Origin of the sequence: Klebsiella sp. C239, assembly GCF_048822715.1 — a bacterium.
Lineage (GTDB): Bacteria > Pseudomonadota > Gammaproteobacteria > Enterobacterales > Enterobacteriaceae > Klebsiella > Klebsiella quasipneumoniae.
The window spans coordinates 643,877-659,418 of the sequence record NZ_JBMEZK010000003.1 but is presented as its reverse complement, the minus strand read 5'-3'; the positions used below and the strand labels follow the sequence as shown (position 1 = coordinate 659,418).

At 58.7% G+C, this 15,542-nt stretch carries 19 protein-coding genes; 14 read left to right on the top strand and 5 right to left on the bottom strand.

Annotated elements, in window-relative coordinates; genetic code table 11:
• Nucleotides 1-113 precede the first annotated feature (113 nt).
• Complete coding sequence (sbmA, locus tag ACOI6Z_RS12040) at nucleotides 114-1,334, top strand: peptide antibiotic transporter SbmA (RefSeq protein ID WP_032453450.1); 1,221 nt, start codon at nucleotides 114-116, stop codon at nucleotides 1,332-1,334.
• An 18-nt stretch (nucleotides 1,335-1,352) separates the two neighbouring features.
• Nucleotides 1,353-2,459 carry a DUF1615 domain-containing protein gene (locus ACOI6Z_RS12035; protein ID WP_017898945.1) on the top strand — a complete coding sequence of 369 codons (1,107 nt, stop codon included), beginning with the start codon at nucleotides 1,353-1,355 and terminating at the stop codon, nucleotides 2,457-2,459.
• Here the strand turns inward: ACOI6Z_RS12035 and ACOI6Z_RS12030 are convergent.
• Nucleotides 2,456-2,758, bottom strand: coding sequence for a YaiY family protein (locus ACOI6Z_RS12030; RefSeq protein WP_023288568.1), 303 nt, complete (start codon nucleotides 2,756-2,758; stop codon nucleotides 2,456-2,458). The genes ACOI6Z_RS12035 and ACOI6Z_RS12030 overlap by 4 nt on opposite strands.
• 252 nt (nucleotides 2,759-3,010) lie before the next feature.
• Here ACOI6Z_RS12030 and ACOI6Z_RS12025 point away from each other — a divergent pair, with 252 nt between their 5' ends.
• Nucleotides 3,011-3,214 (top strand): DUF2754 family protein, encoded by a 204-nt coding sequence (locus tag ACOI6Z_RS12025; RefSeq protein ID WP_004204881.1) that lies wholly within the window; start codon nucleotides 3,011-3,013, stop codon nucleotides 3,212-3,214.
• Nucleotides 3,215-3,245: 31 nt separating this feature from the next.
• On the opposite strand, the gene ddlA is transcribed toward ACOI6Z_RS12025, so the two are convergent.
• Entirely contained in the window at nucleotides 3,246-4,343 is a 1,098-nt protein-coding gene (gene ddlA / locus ACOI6Z_RS12020) for a D-alanine--D-alanine ligase (protein ID WP_065812715.1), read from the bottom strand.
• 99 nt (nucleotides 4,344-4,442) lie between these two features.
• Here ddlA and ACOI6Z_RS12015 point away from each other — a divergent pair, with 99 nt between their 5' ends.
• The 5 genes from ACOI6Z_RS12015 to psiF all read left to right on the top strand — a co-directional run bounded on the left by ACOI6Z_RS12015 (nucleotide 4,443) and on the right by psiF (nucleotide 8,986).
• Nucleotides 4,443-5,126 carry an extensin family protein gene (locus ACOI6Z_RS12015; protein WP_065812702.1) on the top strand — a complete coding sequence of 228 codons (684 nt, stop codon included), beginning with the start codon at nucleotides 4,443-4,445 and terminating at the stop codon, nucleotides 5,124-5,126.
• Between the two features lie 169 nt (nucleotides 5,127-5,295).
• A complete protein-coding gene (locus ACOI6Z_RS12010) occupies nucleotides 5,296-6,495 on the top strand; it encodes a multidrug efflux MFS transporter (RefSeq protein ID WP_023288571.1) in 1,200 nt (399 codons plus the stop codon).
• Nucleotides 6,496-6,796: 301 nt separating this feature from the next.
• Nucleotides 6,797-7,057 (top strand): anti-adapter protein IraP, encoded by a 261-nt coding sequence (gene iraP, locus ACOI6Z_RS12005; protein ID WP_004204875.1) that lies wholly within the window; start codon nucleotides 6,797-6,799, stop codon nucleotides 7,055-7,057.
• A gap of 89 nt (nucleotides 7,058-7,146) precedes the next feature.
• The gene (gene phoA / locus ACOI6Z_RS12000; protein WP_032428614.1) at nucleotides 7,147-8,577 is read left to right on the top strand and encodes an alkaline phosphatase; all 1,431 of its coding nucleotides are present in this window, start codon (nucleotides 7,147-7,149) and stop codon (nucleotides 8,575-8,577) included.
• Between the two features lie 91 nt (nucleotides 8,578-8,668).
• The gene (gene psiF / locus ACOI6Z_RS11995) at nucleotides 8,669-8,986 is read left to right on the top strand and encodes a phosphate starvation-inducible protein PsiF (protein ID WP_023288573.1); all 318 of its coding nucleotides are present in this window, start codon (nucleotides 8,669-8,671) and stop codon (nucleotides 8,984-8,986) included.
• A gap of 69 nt (nucleotides 8,987-9,055) precedes the next feature.
• On the opposite strand, the gene proC is transcribed toward psiF, so the two are convergent.
• Nucleotides 9,056-9,865, bottom strand: coding sequence for a pyrroline-5-carboxylate reductase (proC, locus tag ACOI6Z_RS11990; protein WP_023288574.1), 810 nt, complete (start codon nucleotides 9,863-9,865; stop codon nucleotides 9,056-9,058).
• A gap of 116 nt (nucleotides 9,866-9,981) precedes the next feature.
• Here proC and ACOI6Z_RS11985 point away from each other — a divergent pair, with 116 nt between their 5' ends.
• The gene (locus ACOI6Z_RS11985) at nucleotides 9,982-10,440 is read left to right on the top strand and encodes a YaiI/YqxD family protein (protein ID WP_004204870.1); all 459 of its coding nucleotides are present in this window, start codon (nucleotides 9,982-9,984) and stop codon (nucleotides 10,438-10,440) included.
• Here the strand turns inward: ACOI6Z_RS11985 and ACOI6Z_RS11980 are convergent.
• On the bottom strand, nucleotides 10,437-11,129 hold the full coding sequence (locus tag ACOI6Z_RS11980; protein WP_023288576.1) for a DUF2076 domain-containing protein: 693 nt from the start codon (nucleotides 11,127-11,129) through the stop codon (nucleotides 10,437-10,439). The two genes, ACOI6Z_RS11985 and ACOI6Z_RS11980, sit on opposite strands and share 4 nt — an antisense overlap.
• 328 nt (nucleotides 11,130-11,457) lie before the next feature.
• Here ACOI6Z_RS11980 and aroL point away from each other — a divergent pair, with 328 nt between their 5' ends.
• The 4 genes from aroL to ppnP all read left to right on the top strand — a co-directional run bounded on the left by aroL (nucleotide 11,458) and on the right by ppnP (nucleotide 13,546).
• Nucleotides 11,458-11,991: a shikimate kinase AroL gene (aroL, locus tag ACOI6Z_RS11975; RefSeq protein ID WP_023288577.1), complete on the top strand. Its 534-nt coding sequence runs from the start codon at nucleotides 11,458-11,460 to the stop codon at nucleotides 11,989-11,991.
• Nucleotides 11,992-12,062: 71 nt separating this feature from the next.
• The gene (locus ACOI6Z_RS11970; RefSeq protein WP_008805350.1) at nucleotides 12,063-12,254 is read left to right on the top strand and encodes a YaiA family protein; all 192 of its coding nucleotides are present in this window, start codon (nucleotides 12,063-12,065) and stop codon (nucleotides 12,252-12,254) included.
• Nucleotides 12,255-12,503: 249 nt separating this feature from the next.
• The gene (locus tag ACOI6Z_RS11965; RefSeq protein WP_072096489.1) at nucleotides 12,504-13,184 is read left to right on the top strand and encodes an AroM family protein; all 681 of its coding nucleotides are present in this window, start codon (nucleotides 12,504-12,506) and stop codon (nucleotides 13,182-13,184) included.
• Nucleotides 13,185-13,261: 77 nt separating this feature from the next.
• Complete coding sequence (gene ppnP, locus ACOI6Z_RS11960; protein WP_002890284.1) at nucleotides 13,262-13,546, top strand: pyrimidine/purine nucleoside phosphorylase; 285 nt, start codon at nucleotides 13,262-13,264, stop codon at nucleotides 13,544-13,546.
• Between the two features lie 72 nt (nucleotides 13,547-13,618).
• Here ppnP and rdgC read toward each other — a convergent pair whose 3' ends face one another.
• Nucleotides 13,619-14,530, bottom strand: coding sequence for a recombination-associated protein RdgC (gene rdgC / locus ACOI6Z_RS11955; RefSeq protein WP_002890285.1), 912 nt, complete (start codon nucleotides 14,528-14,530; stop codon nucleotides 13,619-13,621).
• Between the two features lie 91 nt (nucleotides 14,531-14,621).
• Here rdgC and mak point away from each other — a divergent pair, with 91 nt between their 5' ends.
• On the top strand, nucleotides 14,622-15,536 hold the full coding sequence (gene mak / locus ACOI6Z_RS11950) for a fructokinase (protein ID WP_065812701.1): 915 nt from the start codon (nucleotides 14,622-14,624) through the stop codon (nucleotides 15,534-15,536).
• Nucleotides 15,537-15,542: the final 6 nt, after the last annotated feature.

Sequence of the window (15,542 nt, the reverse complement as noted above, 5' to 3'; positions counted from 1 at the left end):
TTGATATCCGGTCTTATCATCCGTCTGCCCCGCGAGAACGCTTTCACGCGGCGGCCGACGTATGCGTCGTATACAGCAATAGCAGAACGATAAGAAGTTAGCAGGAGACAATGATGTTTAAATCTTTTTTCCCCAAACCGGGGCCGTTTTTTATTTCTGCCTTTATCTGGTCGCTGCTGGCGGTGATCTTTTGGCAGGCGGGCGGCGGCGACTGGCTGCTGCGGGTCACCGGGGCATCGCAGGATGTGGCGATCAGCGCGGCGCGCTTCTGGTCGCTCAACTATCTGGTGTTCTACGCTTACTATCTGTTTTGCGTCGGCGTGTTTGCGCTGTTCTGGTTTGTCTACTGCCCGCATCGCTGGCAGTACTGGTCGATTCTCGGCACGTCGCTCATCATCTTCGTCACCTGGTTTCTGGTGGAAGTGGGGGTGGCGATCAACGCCTGGTATGCGCCGTTCTATGACCTGATCCAGAGCGCGCTGGCCACCCCGCATAAGGTCAGCATCAACCAGTTTTATCATGAGATCGGCATCTTTCTCGGCATCGCGCTCATCGCGGTGATCATCGGCGTGATGAACAACTTTTTCGTCAGCCACTACGTCTTCCGCTGGCGCACGGCGATGAACGAACACTACATGGCCCACTGGCAGCATCTGCGCCATATCGAAGGCGCCGCGCAGCGTGTGCAGGAAGACACCATGCGCTTTGCCTCCACCCTGGAGGATATGGGCGTGAGCTTTATCAACGCGGTGATGACCCTGATCGCCTTCCTGCCGGTGCTGGTGACGCTCTCGCAACACGTTCCCGACCTGCCCATCGTCGGTCACTTGCCGTATGGCCTGGTGATTGCCGCGATCGTCTGGTCGCTGATGGGGACCGGCCTGCTGGCGGTGGTGGGGATTAAGCTGCCGGGTCTGGAGTTTAAAAACCAGCGCGTGGAAGCGGCCTATCGTAAAGAGCTGGTCTACGGCGAGGACGATGAAACCCGCGCCACGCCGCCGACGGTGCGCGAGCTGTTCAGCGCGGTGCGTCGCAACTATTTCCGTCTCTATTTCCACTATATGTATTTCAATATCGCCCGCATTCTCTATCTGCAGGTGGATAACGTTTTCGGCCTTTTCCTGCTGTTTCCGTCGATCGTTGCCGGTACGATTACCCTCGGGCTGATGACGCAAATTACCAACGTTTTCGGCCAGGTGCGCGGTTCGTTCCAGTACCTGATCAGCTCGTGGACGACGCTGGTGGAACTGATGTCCATCTACAAACGTCTGCGCAGCTTTGAGCGCGAACTGGACGGCAAGCCGCTGCAGGAAGCGATCCCGACATTACGTTAATCAAGACAAGGAAGCAGGATGGCCGCACGTTTATCGCGCATTATACCCGGTTCATTGACGCTGCTGGCGGCCGTGGTGCTAAGCGCCTGTACCAGCCAACAGGCGCCGGTGTTGAAAGAGGGCGAGAAGCCCGTTGACGTGGCGTCGGTGGTGCGGCAGAAAATGCCCGCCAGCGTCAAGGATCGGGAGGCCTGGGCGCAAGCCATCGCCACCGCCTTTGACAGCCAGAAGCTGGCGCCGACGGAAGAGAACGTCTGCTCGGTGCTGGCGGTCGCGCAGCAGGAGTCCAATTATCAGTCCGACCCGGTGGTGCCGGGGCTGAATAAAATCGCCTGGCAGGAGATCGACCGCCGGGCGGAAAAAATGCACATTCCGCTGTTTCTGGTCCATACCGCGCTGAAGATCACCTCGCCAAACGGCAAAAGCTACAGCGACCGTCTGGACAACGTGAAGACGGAAAAGCAGCTGAGCGCTATTTTTGATGACTTTATCGGGATGGTGCCGATGGGGCAGAAGCTGTTCGGCTCCCTGAACCCGGTGCACACCGGCGGCCCAATGCAGGTCAGCATCGCCTTTGCCGAGCAGCACACCTCCGGCTACCCGTGGAAAATGAACGGTACGGTGCGCCAGGAGGTCTTCAGCCTGCGCGGCGGCCTGTGGTTTGGCACCTATCATCTGCTGAACTACCCGGCCAGCTACAGCGTGCCGCTGTACCGTTTTGCCGACTTTAACGCCGGCTGGTATGCCAGCCGTAACGCCGCCTTCCAGAACGCGGTGGTGAAAGCCAGCGGGGTGAAACTGGCGCTCGACGGCGACCTTATCCGCTATGACAGCGATGAGCCGGGGAGCACCGAGCTGGCGGTGCGCCGCCTGGCGGGCCAGCTGGGGATGAGCGACAGCGAGATCCATAGCCAGCTGAAAAAGGGCGACAGCCTGGCGTTTGAGAAGACCGATCTCTATCAACAGGTTTTCCGCCTCGCGGATAAAAAAGCGGGCAAAACCCTGCCGCGGGAGATGTTGCCGGGGATCCAGCTTGAGAGTCCGAAAATCACCCGTAATCTGACGACGGCGTGGTTTGCGAAACGGGTCGATGAGCGGCGGGCAAGCTGTATGGCGCGGCGTTAACGGCGCCGACGCCAGCGCACAATGAGCGCCAGCAGCCCGATGAACGAGCAGCCGATCAGAAAAGGGATCAGGCCAAAGAGGGTGCCAACGGCGAGGCTGATGTCGACCTGTGGACGGCTGGCGTCCTGGGCCTGCATCAGGCGCTCAAAGACTCCCGGGGCGTGGATCAGCATGCTGAGCATCTGCGCGCCGGCCCAGCAGCAGATCAGGACGAACAGTCCGTAAGCGACATGGCTGCCGGTCAGCGCCCCTCTTTTTTTATTTCCCAAAAGCGATTTTGAAAAACTGAATTCAGCCATAGGCCCTCCCACCTCTGTACTGCTGGTTTTTTCTCCAGCTCTATGGCAGGTATTCTGGCAGTGCGACGCCGTCGCCAGTATCAGATTGCTGGTAATTGCCCTCCAGGAATAATCCTGTTTTCGCCGTTGTGTTAACCGCGCCACAGGAAGGGAAAAGGGAGACCGGCGTCGCAATCCAGCAACATTCTCCATATCGCTACAGACCGCCGCGGGCGGCTATGCGAAGATGCGTTTTTTGCTGTTGGAGGCCGCATGAAGCTCACTGATAAAATTCGCCGCGACTGGCACTACTACGCGGTGGCGCTGGGGTTAATTTTTATTCTAAATGGCGTGGTGGGGCTGCTGGGGTTTGAGACGCAGGGCTGGCAATCTTACGCCGTCGGTCTGGTCACCTGGGTGATAAGCTTCTGGATCGCGGGCTTTGTGATCCGCCGCCGCCCGGCAGAAGAGGCCTGAGGCCGCCGCTGCCAGGCGGGGTAAACGCGTTTTAGTTCATGGAGGTTTTCAGCGCCCGGTCCGCGGCATGGCGCTCCAGCGCCAGCTCAATCAGGCGGGTGATCAGACTGGTGTAATCGAGGCCGCTGGCCTGCCACAGCTTCGGATACATGCTGATGTTGGTGAAGCCCGGCAGGGTGTTGATCTCGTTGATCACCACCTCGTTGTCGGCGGTGAGGAAGACGTCGACGCGGGCCATGCCGCTGCAGCCCAGGGCCTGGTAAGCCTGCACCGCGATAGCGCGGATCTTGTCGTTGATCTCCGGGGCGATAGCGGCCGGGACCACCACCTGCGCGCCCTGGTCGTCGATATACTTGGTGTCGTAAGCGTAAAACTCGCTGTTGAGGACAATTTCGCCGCAGGTACTGGCCTGCGGGTGGTCGTTACCCAGCACCGCACACTCAATTTCCCGGCCTTGAATGCCTTGCTCTACCACCACTTTATGGTCAAATTCAAAGGCCAGGGCCACCGCCTGATGGTACTGCTCTTCGTTTTTAACTTTGCTGACGCCAACCGACGATCCCTGGTTGGCCGGCTTAACGAACAGCGGCAGGCCCAGCTTCGCTTCGACATCGGCAAAGTTAAACTGCGCGCGGTTGGCGCGGGTCAGGGTGATAAACGGCGCGACGGCGAGCCCGGCGTCGCGCAGCAGGCGTTTGGTCACATCTTTGTCCATACAGGCCGCAGAGCCCAGCACATCGGATCCGACGAAAGGCAGATTGGCCATGCGCAGCATCCCCTGCAGGGAGCCGTCTTCGCCCAGCGTGCCGTGGACAATGGGGAAAATCACATCGATGGCCGCCAGCGGCTGGCCGCTTTCGGCGTTAATCAGCTGCTGCGCTTCACGGCCCGGGATCTGCGCCAGGGTCACCGTTGAAGGGCGCAGGGCGATGCGGGCAGGATCCTGAGCATTGAGCAGGTAGTTGCCGGCGTCGTTGATGTGCCATAGTCCCTGTTTATCAATCCCCAACAGAACCACATCGAAGCGTGATTTATCAATCGCTTCCACGATATTCTTCGCTGACTGCAGCGACACTTCATGCTCTGCCGACTTACCGCCAAAAACGATCCCAACCCTCATCTTTGCCATTTCAACTTCCATCCAGATTACATCAAAGGGCATAACATACCATGTGAAACCGCCGCCTGCCTGCCATAATATTTACCTGATCAATTGACGGGAGCGGGCGTGAGAGGAAAGACGCTGCTGGTGCTGGCCGGGCTGCTCGGCGCGGGCCTGGTGGGATATCGCTATCTGCCGCCACACCTGAATCCGCTGGCGCCGCTGGCCCTTGACGATCCCCCGGGCTGGCTGACGTCGTTCAAGTTGCGCAGCCTGACGGCCGACCAGTGCGCCTCTCTGCTGGCGGAGGCCAACCGCCGGCGGCTCATCGCCAGCCAGCCGGTGGCCGACAGCGAGGGCGCCTGCCCGCTGCGTAACGTGGTGCGGGTGGCTAATTTTGGCTCGGTGCAGCTGAGCAGCAGTTTCCTCGCCAGCTGCCCGCTGGCGCTCAGCAGCGCGCTGTACGTCGAACAGCAGGCGAAGCCGCTGACCCGTCAGCTGATGGCCAGCGATCTGCGCCAGATCGATCATCTCGGCAGCTTCGCCTGCCGTAATATCTACCATCGGGAACAGGCGCGGCGCAGTGAACACGCGACGGCGGATGCCCTTGATGTCAGCGGCTTCCGCCTGACGGATGGCAGACGCATCAGTGTCCTGCAGGGCTGGCGCAGCGAGCACTCTCACCCCTGGCTGGCAGCGCTGTTGAGCAACAGCTGCCCTTACTTCGGCAACGCGCTGGGGCCGGAGTACAACGCGGCGCACGCCAACCATTTTCACTTTGGGATGCGCGGGCAGGGCTTCTGCTTTTGAGCATAAAGCCCTGTGAGCAGCCTGAATGACCAGAAAATACTTCGTCCGCCTCTCATGCGCATTCATAAAACACCAAACTCACCGCCAGCGCATCTATGGTAGTACACCAGTGGAATGAAATTGCTAAGCTAGATAATAATTGGCAAATCATTAATGAATACGCGTAGTTATGGAATCCTGGAAGGTTAATCTCATCTCCGTCTGGTTTGGGTGCTTTTTTACCGGCCTGGCGATCAGTCAAATTCTCCCCTTTTTACCCCTCTACGTCTCCCAGCTGGGCGTCACCTCGCATGAAGCGCTGTCGATGTGGTCGGGACTGACCTTCAGCGTCACCTTCCTGGTCTCGGCGATCGTCTCGCCGATGTGGGGGAGCCTCGCGGACCGCAAAGGCCGCAAGCTGATGCTGCTGCGCGCCTCGCTGGGAATGGCGATCGCCATTTTACTCCAGGCCTTCGCCACCAACGTCTGGCAGTTGTTTATCCTGCGGGCGATCATGGGCTTAACCTCCGGTTATATCCCCAACGCCATGGCGCTGGTGGCCTCCCAGGTGCCGCGCGAGCGTAGCGGCTGGGCCCTGAGCACCCTGTCGACGGCGCAAATCAGCGGGGTGATCGGCGGCCCGCTGCTGGGCGGTTTCCTGGCGGACCACGTCGGGCTGCGGATGGTCTTTTTTATTACGGCGATCCTGCTGACCATCAGTTTTCTGGTCACCCTGTTTCTGATCAAAGAGGGGGGCCGCCCGCCGGTCAGCAAAACCGATCGTCTCACCGGGAAACAGGTCTTTGCCTCCTTGCCCTATCCGGGGCTGGTGATCAGCCTCTTTTTCACCACCCTGGTGATCCAGTTGTGCAACGGCTCAATTGGCCCGATCCTGGCGCTGTTTATCAAGTCGATGGCGCCGGACAGCAACAATATCGCTTTTCTGGCCGGGATGATCGCCGCGGTGCCCGGGGTGTCGGCGCTGATCTCTGCCCCACGGCTGGGTAAGCTTGGCGACCGCATCGGCACTTCGCGGATCCTGCTGGCGACGCTCTGTTGCGCGGTGGTGATGTTCTTCGCCATGTCCTTTGTCACCACCCCGCTGCAGCTGGGGACGCTACGTTTTCTGCTCGGCTTTGCCGATGGCGCGATGCTTCCGGCGGTGCAGACCCTGCTGCTGAAATACAGCAGCGACAGCGTCACCGGGCGCATCTTTGGCTATAACCAGTCGTTTATGTATCTGGGCAACGTCGCCGGGCCGCTGATTGGCGCCTCCGTATCGGCGATGGCCGGCTTCCGCTGGGTATTTATTGCCACCGCCATTATCGTCTTCATCAACCTCTGGCAGCTGGCATGGATGCTGCGCCGCACCCGCCGGGCGAAGGCCTGAACCTCGGCTGACGGTATTTAACGCCATACCGTCAGCGTTTTTCACCGACAGTAGATTTATCATTACTTTTTGTTATCGCCATGGCGTGAGCGCTATTCCGTTTTATTATTTCCGACGTACTTTGGTTATAAACAGCGCCGCTCATGATTAAACAATACTATTTATAGTGGTATTTTGTTGTGGTAAAACGTTTCGCTGTATATTGGGTGTTGCGACGATTCTTATTTTAAGTAATTCTGAGGTCCGTCATCGGGTATGACATCTCAATCGAAAAACAGACCTCGCATAAGGAACTGGTGCTATGAAGAATCTCATTGCTGAGTTACTGGTTAAACTGGCGCAAAAAGAAGAAGAAGCAAAGGAACTGACGGTGCAGGTTGAAGCGCTGGAGATCGTGGTCACCGCATTATTGCGCCATATGGAGCATGATGCCCAGCAGGCATTGATTCAGGATATTGAGCAGGCGATAGACCAGGTGACGCCCTGTCCGCCGGTCAACGACCAGGATGCCATCCTGCTGCAGCAATATCTAAAGAAGCTGTTGCGGCATCCTCGTAGCTAATCTTTGCGACGCGACAAGGATGCCGTCATTTTTCTGTCATCTCCCTTTTATAAAGTCTCCCACGTTTTGTTTTTTTTAGTATTTTTTACATGGAGATGACAAAAGTGAAATTAAGCGCCCTGTTTATTGCCCTGCTGCCTCTGCTGGGCTCGCCGGTTATTCATGCGGAAACTACTGCCGCGCCGGTTCTGGAAAATCGCGCTGCCCAGGGAGATATCACCACTCCCGGCGGCGCGCGTCGTTTAACGGGCGATCAAACCGAAGCGCTGCGCGCCTCGATAATCAATAAGCCGGCCAAAAACGTTATTTTGCTGATTGGCGATGGCATGGGTGATTCTGAAATTACCGCTGCGCGAAATTATGCGGAAGGGGCGGGCGGTTTCTTTAAAGGCATTGACGCCCTGCCGTTAACCGGGCAGTACACGCACTATTCGCTGGATAAAAAAACCGGTAAACCGGACTACGTCACCGACTCGGCGGCCTCCGCCACCGCCTGGACCACCGGCGTGAAGACCTATAACGGCGCGCTGGGCGTCGATATTCATGAGAACGCGCATCAGACCATCCTCGAGCTGGCGAAAGCGGCGGGCCTGGCCACCGGCAACGTTTCTACCGCCGAGCTGCAGGACGCCACCCCCGCGGCGCTGGTGGCGCATGTGACATCGCGTAAATGCTACGGCCCCACGGTCACCAGCGAAAAATGCCCCAGCAATGCGCTGGAGAAAGGGGGCAAAGGCTCCATTACCGAACAGCTGCTGAACGCCCGGCCGGATGTCACCCTGGGCGGCGGCGCGAAGACCTTTGCCGAAACGGCGACGGCGGGCGAGTGGCAGGGCAAAACCCTGCGCGAGCAGGCGGAAGCGCGCGGCTACCAGATTGTGACCGACGCGGCCTCTCTTGCCGCCGCGACGGCAGCCAGCCAGGATAAACCGCTGCTGGGACTCTTCGCCGACGGCAATATGCCGGTACGCTGGGAAGGGCCGAAGGCGTCTTATCACGGTAATATCGATAAGCCGCCGGTGACCTGTACGCCAAACCCGAAGCGCGACGCCTCGGTGCCGACGCTGGCGCAGATGACGGAGAAAGCGATTGACCTGCTGAGCCGCAACGAGAAAGGCTTCTTCCTGCAGGTGGAAGGCGCCTCCATCGATAAGCAGGATCATGCGGCGAATCCGTGCGGCCAGATCGGCGAAACCGTGGACCTCGACGAGGCGGTGCAGAAGGCGCTGGAATTTGCCAAAAAAGACGGCAATACCCTGGTGATCGTCACCGCCGACCATGCGCACGCCAGCCAGATTATCCCGGCGGATAGCAAAGCCCCGGGGCTGACCCAGGCCCTGAACACGCACGATGGCGCGGTGATGGTGATGAGTTACGGTAACTCCGAGGAAGAGTCGATGGAGCACACCGGCACCCAGCTGCGCATTGCGGCCTACGGTCCGCATGCGGCTAACGTCGTCGGCCTGACCGACCAGACCGACCTCTTCTCGACCATGAAAGCGGCCCTGAGTCTCAAATAAGTCGCTGCCGGTGGCGAATTCGCGTCACCGGCTGGTTTTTTTTCTATCTGCGTCCAGACTTACAACGTTCCACTCACAGAAGGATGGTGCGATGAAAATAACCTTACTGATGACCCTACTGTTTGGCTTGATCTTTATCAGCGCGGTTGGCGCGGCAGAAAAAACGCCTACTCCCCAGCAGCAAAAGATGACGGACTGCAATCAGCAAGCGTCAGCCAAGGCGCTGAAGGGGGATGAGCGCAAAACCTTTATGAGCCAGTGCCTGAAAAAAGAGACCACCACGCCGCAAGGAAAGACCCTCACGCCTCAGCAGCAGAAGATGAGCGACTGCAACAAAGCGGCTTCGGCAAAATCACTGAAGGGCGATGAACGCAACACCTTCATGAGTAGCTGCCTGAAGAAAGCCTGAAAAAAAGGGAGCGCTCGCGCGCTCCCTTGTTCTTTGACCTCTCAGGGCTTGCAGCCCGCCTGCTCAGCTTCAGGAGCGGCTCAGTTTCTCAGATTTTTCCATGCACTGGGTGATGGCTTCGATCACCGCGGAGCGGAAGCCTTTCTCTTCCAGCACGCGCACGGCTTCGATGGTGGTCCCGCCAGGAGAGCAGACCATATCTTTCAGCGCCCCCGGATGCTCACCGCTCTCCAGCACCATTTTGGCGGAGCCCATCACCGCCTGAGCGGCGAATTTGTAAGCCTGAGCGCGCGGCATTCCGCCGAGCACGGCGGCATCGGCCATCGCTTCGATAAACATAAAGACATAGGCCGGCGCCGAGCCGCTAACGCCGACCACCGGATGGATCATCGGTTCGGCAATTTGCTCCGCCTGGCCAAAGCAGCGGAAAATGGTCAGCACTTCGGCCACATCTTCGCTGCTCACCAGCGCATTTGGCGTAACGGAGGTCATGCCGGCGTTAACCAGCGACGGCGTATTGGGCATCGCGCGAATAATTTTGCGATCGTGGCCGAGCGCGCGCGCCAGCTGGTCAAGCGTGACGCCGGCGGCGATAGAGACCACCAGAGACTCTTTATTCAGGCTGGAGGCGATATCGCCCAGCACTTTGGTCATGATCCCCGGCTTCACCGCGCCGAAGACGATATCGGCAATCTGCGCCACTTCCTGGGCGCTATCGGCGGCGTTGATGCCGTACTGGTCGCGCAGAGCCGCAACCTTGTCCGGCGACGGGGTGTAGACCCAGATTTGTCCCGGCTGTACCTGGCCGCTGGCGATCAGTCCACCCAGAATGGCCTTACCCATATTGCCGCAGCCGATAAAGCCAATTTTCTTATCCATCACCATTCCCCTCTGCTTTTTTCGTTACGATCTGATTAGCTTATCATCCTGGCGCTTTCATGGGGGAGAAAAGCAGGTAACATTGGCGGCACTTATTGCAGGTAACAGGAGCTGGCATGGCCATTTGGGTGGATGCAGACGCGTGTCCGAACGTGATTAAAGAGATATTGTTCCGCGCGGCAGAGCGGACCCAGACGCCGCTGACGCTGGTGGCGAACCAGCCGCTGCGCGTACCGCCGTCGCGTTTCATCCGCACCCTGCGGGTTGAGCAGGGTTTTGACGTGGCGGATAACGAAATCGTCCGTCAGTGCGCGGCGGGGGATTTAGTGATCACCGCCGATATTCCGCTGGCGGCGGAGGTGCTGGCGAAGGGCGGGGCGGCGCTCAATCCGCGCGGAGAGCGCTACAGCGAGGCGACGATCCGCGAGCGGCTGACGATGCGGGATTTTATGGAGACATTACGGGCCAGCGGCGTTCAGACCGGCGGCCCGGATAGTTTATCGCAGCGCGATCGGCAACAGTTTGCCGCCGAGCTGGAGAAGTGGTTGCTGGCGGTTAAACGTCAGCAGGGTTAAACCCAGCTGTCGTCATCGCTGCCGATATCATCATCGCCAAAGCCGGCGTCGAAGTCGTCGTTCCAGGTGTTGTCGGCAAGGAACTGATCGTCTCCCTGACGGAACGGATCGTCACCTGCGGCGGCGTCCTGCGCGGCGGCATCAGGCTGCGGCTTCTCTTCGATGATATTAACAATCTCCTGCGGGTGCGAGCCGCTGAACATATTGGTCAGCATATTGCCCAGCACCACGCCGCCCGCTACGCCTGCGGCCGTTTGCAGCGCGCCTGCCATAAAGCCGCCGCCGCGTGCGGCAGCCTGCGGGGCATAGCTCTGCTGCTGCTGTGGGGCATACTGCGGCTGCGCGCTGGCCTGCGGGCGACCGTATTGCTCCGCGCCCGGGATCGGGTCAGAACCGCGTGACGAGCCGCCGCCGCCAAACAGGCCGGAGAGGAATCCGCCGCTGCTGGGCTTCGCCGCCTGCAGCTGGCTGACCTGGCTCTCCAGCGCCTGGATGCGATCGTTGAGCTGTTTAATCGCGGCTTCCTGGATAAGAATGGTTTGCGCCATATAGTAGGGGGCCGCCGGCTGCGCGCTCACGTGTTGGGCAATCCGCTCCTCGGCGCTGGCATCGCGCGATGCACTGTGCGCCTCAGCCTCTTTCAGCCGGGAAAACAGTCCATCAATAAGGCGTTGTTCTTCAGATTGCATGTTACATTCCTCTGTCACACTGTCGAATAGGCATCAGGGTGCGTCTGAAACACGATGTTGTAAATATGTTGCTTCGTAAAGCTATGCATAAATGTGTTACCGTTTACGCCAGCAGCGGATAAAAAATAACGCCCGGCGGAAAGTAAAGCTGGTTAAACAGTACATGCAATGATAAGTTTACATCAAGAACCCCTTGTCTCACTGTGGTGATGGGGTGTAAAGAAGTTGTGTAACGTTTTCTTTACGTATGCGTTGCGGAACAGACAGCGATAATACGTTCTTTCGTTTTCCTTTTTTTGCGACAGACGGAACCAGGGGGTCTTCGGTTATGACACAGCCAATCTTTCTCATCGGGCCACGCGGCTGCGGTAAAACCACCGTCGGCCATGCGCTGGCGCGAGCGCGGCATTTTCAGTTCTCCGATACCGATCATCGGCTGCAGGCTCATGAGCAGCGGACGGTGGCGGAGATCGTGCAGGCGGAAGGATGGGCGCGCTTTCGCGAGCTGGAGACCCTGTCGCTGAAGGCCGTAACCCTGCCGAATACGGTGATCGCCACCGGCGGCGGCATCATCCTTGCGGAATGTAACCGCCAGTTTATGCGGGAGAACGGCGTGGTGATCTATCTGCAGGCGTCGGTATCGGCGCTGATTGACCGTCTGGAAGCCTACCCGAAAGCCGAACAGCGGCCGACGCTCACCGGGAAACCGGTGCGTGAGGAAGTGGGCGAGGTGCTGGCGCAGCGTGAAGCGTTATACCGTGACGCTGCCCATCATATTGTCGATGCTACGGCCGCCCCGGATCGGGTGGTGGAACAGATTATGACCATGCTGTGCGGCGCGGCGGCCACCCCGGTAAGTTAAGAATTTACTTACATTAAGGCGGCGAGGGGCGCCTATACTTGATAGTTCTGATACCAGAAGAAGGAAGAACTATGCCAAACAGGCCCCCATATCCGAGAGAAGCGCGCGTGGTTGCGGTAGAGAAAGGCCCGCAGGGTCAGACGGTCACCTGGTATCAACTTCGCGCGGACTATCCTGAACCCAATTCGCTGATCAGCGAACATCCTACCGAGCAGGAAGCCGTGGATGCCAAGCGGCGCTACGAAGATCCTGACAAGTCGTAACCCCTGAGCCCGGATTGCCTGCTCTGCGGGCAATATCGGGCATACCTCACACTTTTTATTTATCAGTCGTACTAATGAATATCTAACACACGGATTTTTCAGGCGCGCCGCCGCCGCCGGGCAATCTTTACATTCTACTGCGGCGTGGAGCTGCTACGCTTCTCGACGGTTGATTTTTACTCACCAGGGGGGCGAATGCTGTGTGTGGTAAGCCTGTGTTGAAGCAGTGGTAGTGAAAAGGTACATGATATGAGTAGTGCAACGATGGCAATTTTGACCATCGGCGTTGTGCCGCTGGCGGGAGTATTACCGCTCCTGACCGAACATATCAGGGAAGAACAGATCGCTCACATCAGCCTGCTGGGCGAGATGACGCGTGATGACGTGATGGCAGAGTACGCCGTGGGTGACGGCGAACAGGGTCTCTTGACCCTGCTCAGCGATAACCAGCTGGTGATGGTGTCGCGACAAAAAATTGAACGTGATGTTCGCAGCGTGATCGCCATGCTGGATCGACAGCATTTTGATGTGATCCTGCTGCTCAGCTCCGAACAGCTGACCGGTTTTACCACCCACCACGCGATCCTCCTCGAGCCGCAGCGGATCATTCCGCCGCTGGTGGCGTCGATCGTTGATGGGCACCAGGTCGGGGTGATCGTGCCGGTGGAAGAGATCATGCCCATGCAGCGACAAAAGTGGCATTCACTGGAGAAGTCGCCGTACTACGCGCTGGCCAACCCGTTTACCGGTAGCGACAGCGAGCTGTTAACCGCCGGTAAAGCGCTGCTGGAGCAGGGCGCCGACGTGCTGGTCCTCGACTGTCTTGGTTACTATCAGCATCATCGCGATGTGTTACAAAAAGCCCTTGATGTCCCGGTTTTGCTGTCGAATGTGCTGGTTTCCCGACTGGCGGCAGAACTATTAGTCTAATGTGTTAATTTCACGTGACAGGGGCAAGGAGCGCCCCCTATATTGAGCCTTTCAACGACGATCAGAAGGGCTTGTTTATGCTTCAAAGCAATGAATACTTTGACGGAAAAGTGAAATCCATTGGCTTCACCAGCAGCAGTACCGGTCGCGCCAGCGTTGGCGTGATGGCGGAAGGGGAATACACCTTTGGTACGGCGCAGCCGGAAGAGATGACGGTGGTCAGCGGGGCGCTGAATGTCCTGCTGCCGGGTGAGACTGAGTGGAAAGTTTACGCCGCCGGCGAAGTCTTCAATGTGCCAGGCAACAGCGAATTCCATCTGCAGGTGGCTGAGCCAACCTCTTATCTGTGCCGCTATCTGTAAGCCAGCGTAACGCCCGGCGCTTGCCGCCGGGTTGTATTTTTCCTTCCTGCCTGGCAGGAAGGAAAGCGGCGCTTAGCGCTGCGCTTCGCCGCCGAGCCCTTCCACCAGGCTTTGGATCAGGGCAGCCAGTTCGCCGGTCATTAAGATAAAGTCGGCGTCAAAGCGCTGGGCGAAATCTTCCCGATCGATATCTTCGTTTTGGTCGCGTAATTCATCGCAGAACTTGAGGCGCTTAATTGACGCGTCGTCGCAGATCACAAACTGAATACGCTGCTGCCAGTCCAGCGCCAGCTTGGTGACGACCTTCCCGGCCTCAATATGCACAGCGATTTCGTCGCTCACCAGATCCTGCTTCTTGGCGCGGATCACGCCGCCATCTTCCAGCATCGCTTTCAGCTCGGCTTCGTCCAGCAGCTGGAAGCCCTGCGCCACGGTGCCGGAGCGGACCCACTCGGTCAGCGTCAGCTCAATCGGATTCTCCAGGGTCAGCGGCACCACCGGCAGCGAGCCGAGGGTTTTACGCAGCAGGGCCAGGGTATCTTCCGCTTTCTTCGCGCTGGCGCAGTCCACCATGATCAGGCCGTTGACGGTGTCGATCCACATCATCGTCTGGCTGAAGCGGCTGAAGGCGCGCGGCAGCAGCGAGTGCAGCACTTCATCTTTCAGGGAATCTTTCTCAGTTTTCTTCAGCTTGCGCCCCTGATCGGCTTCCAGCTTCTGGATCTTCGCCTCCAGCGCCTGCTTGATCACCGGCGACGGCAGGATCTTTTCTTCTTTACGCGCGCAGATAATGATCTGGCCGTTCGCCGTATGCGTCAGCGCGTCGCTGTGCGATCCCATCGGCGATACCCAACCGGTTTTCGCCATATCCTGGCTGCCACAAGGGGTAAATGTCAGCTCGGCCAGCTGTTTTTCCATCTCCTCGGCGCGCAATTCGATATCGCGGCTGAGACGGTAAACCATTAAATTTTTGAACCACAGCATGATAATTTCCACGGCTTTGTCGTTAAATCAGGCGGGCATGATAGCGAATTGTCGCTATGCTTGCATTGTTAATCGGGGTGAGGAGCTGAGCGTGCGTATTGGTATTGATTTAGGTGGCACAAAAACCGAAGTGATAGCCCTGAGCGACCAGGGAGAGCAGCTGTTTCGCCATCGGTTACCCACACCGCGGGAAGATTACCGGCAAACCATCGAGACTATCGCCACCCTGGTGGCGATGGCCGAGCAGGCGACCGGACAGCGTGGCACCGTGGGGATGGGGATCCCGGGCGCGATTTCGCCCTATACCGGGGTGGTGAAAAACGCCAACTCGACCTGGCTCAACGGCCAGCCCTTTGATAAGGACCTCAGCCTGCGCCTCGAACGTGAAGTGCGGCTGGCTAACGACGCCAACTGTCTGGCGGTGTCGGAAGCGGTGGACGGCGCGGCGGCGGGGGCGCACACGGTGTTCGCGGTGATTATCGGCACCGGCTGCGGCGCGGGCGTGGCGCTCAACGGGCGGGCGCATATCGGCGGCAATGGTAACGCCGGCGAGTGGGGACATAACCCATTGCCGTGGATGAACGACGATGAGTTGCGCTACCGTGCGGAAGTGCCTTGCTACTGCGGTAAACAGGGATGTATCGAAACCTTTATCTCCGGCACCGGCTTTGCCACTGACTACCAGCGGCTGAGCGGCAAGGGGTTAACCGGCAGCGAGATTATGCGCCTGGTGGGGGAAGGTGACGAAAAAGCCGAACTGGCGCTGAGCCGCTACGAGCAGCGGCTGGCGAAATCGCTGGCCCACGTGGTGAATATCCTCGACCCGGACGTTATCGTGCTGGGCGGCGGGATGAGCAACGTCGAGCGGCTGTATCAGACGGTGCCGGACCTGGTGAAACAGTGGGTCTTCGGCGGCGAGTGTGCAACACCGATCCGCAAAGCGATGCACGGCGACTCCAGCGGAGTACGCGGCGCGGCATGGCTGTGGCCGCTCCAGGGGACCTGAACCGCT

Bases quoted from the DNA above. Each gene is read 5' to 3' on its own strand.
- ACOI6Z_RS12010 (WP_023288571.1), top strand. From the start codon at position 5,296: ATGGAATCCTGGAAGGTTAATCTCATCTCCGTCTGGTTTGGGTGCTTT.
- iraP (WP_004204875.1), top strand. From the start codon at position 6,797: ATGAAGAATCTCATTGCTGAGTTACTGGTTAAACTGGCGCAAAAAGAA.
- ppnP (WP_002890284.1), top strand. From the start codon at position 13,262: ATGCTTCAAAGCAATGAATACTTTGACGGAAAAGTGAAATCCATTGGC.
- sbmA (WP_032453450.1), top strand. From the start codon at position 114: ATGTTTAAATCTTTTTTCCCCAAACCGGGGCCGTTTTTTATTTCTGCC.
- ACOI6Z_RS11980 (WP_023288576.1), bottom strand. From the start codon at position 11,129: ATGCAATCTGAAGAACAACGCCTTATTGATGGACTGTTTTCCCGGCTG.
- ACOI6Z_RS11985 (WP_004204870.1), top strand. From the start codon at position 9,982: ATGGCCATTTGGGTGGATGCAGACGCGTGTCCGAACGTGATTAAAGAG.
- ACOI6Z_RS12030 (WP_023288568.1), bottom strand. From the start codon at position 2,758: ATGGCTGAATTCAGTTTTTCAAAATCGCTTTTGGGAAATAAAAAAAGA.
- ddlA (WP_065812715.1), bottom strand. From the start codon at position 4,343: ATGGCAAAGATGAGGGTTGGGATCGTTTTTGGCGGTAAGTCGGCAGAG.
- ACOI6Z_RS12035 (WP_017898945.1), top strand. From the start codon at position 1,353: ATGGCCGCACGTTTATCGCGCATTATACCCGGTTCATTGACGCTGCTG.
- proC (WP_023288574.1), bottom strand. From the start codon at position 9,865: ATGGATAAGAAAATTGGCTTTATCGGCTGCGGCAATATGGGTAAGGCC.
- ACOI6Z_RS11970 (WP_008805350.1), top strand. From the start codon at position 12,063: ATGCCAAACAGGCCCCCATATCCGAGAGAAGCGCGCGTGGTTGCGGTA.
- rdgC (WP_002890285.1), bottom strand. From the start codon at position 14,530: ATGCTGTGGTTCAAAAATTTAATGGTTTACCGTCTCAGCCGCGATATC.
- phoA (WP_032428614.1), top strand. From the start codon at position 7,147: ATGGAGATGACAAAAGTGAAATTAAGCGCCCTGTTTATTGCCCTGCTG.
- psiF (WP_023288573.1), top strand. From the start codon at position 8,669: ATGAAAATAACCTTACTGATGACCCTACTGTTTGGCTTGATCTTTATC.
- aroL (WP_023288577.1), top strand. From the start codon at position 11,458: ATGACACAGCCAATCTTTCTCATCGGGCCACGCGGCTGCGGTAAAACC.
- ACOI6Z_RS12025 (WP_004204881.1), top strand. From the start codon at position 3,011: ATGAAGCTCACTGATAAAATTCGCCGCGACTGGCACTACTACGCGGTG.
- ACOI6Z_RS11965 (WP_072096489.1), top strand. From the start codon at position 12,504: ATGAGTAGTGCAACGATGGCAATTTTGACCATCGGCGTTGTGCCGCTG.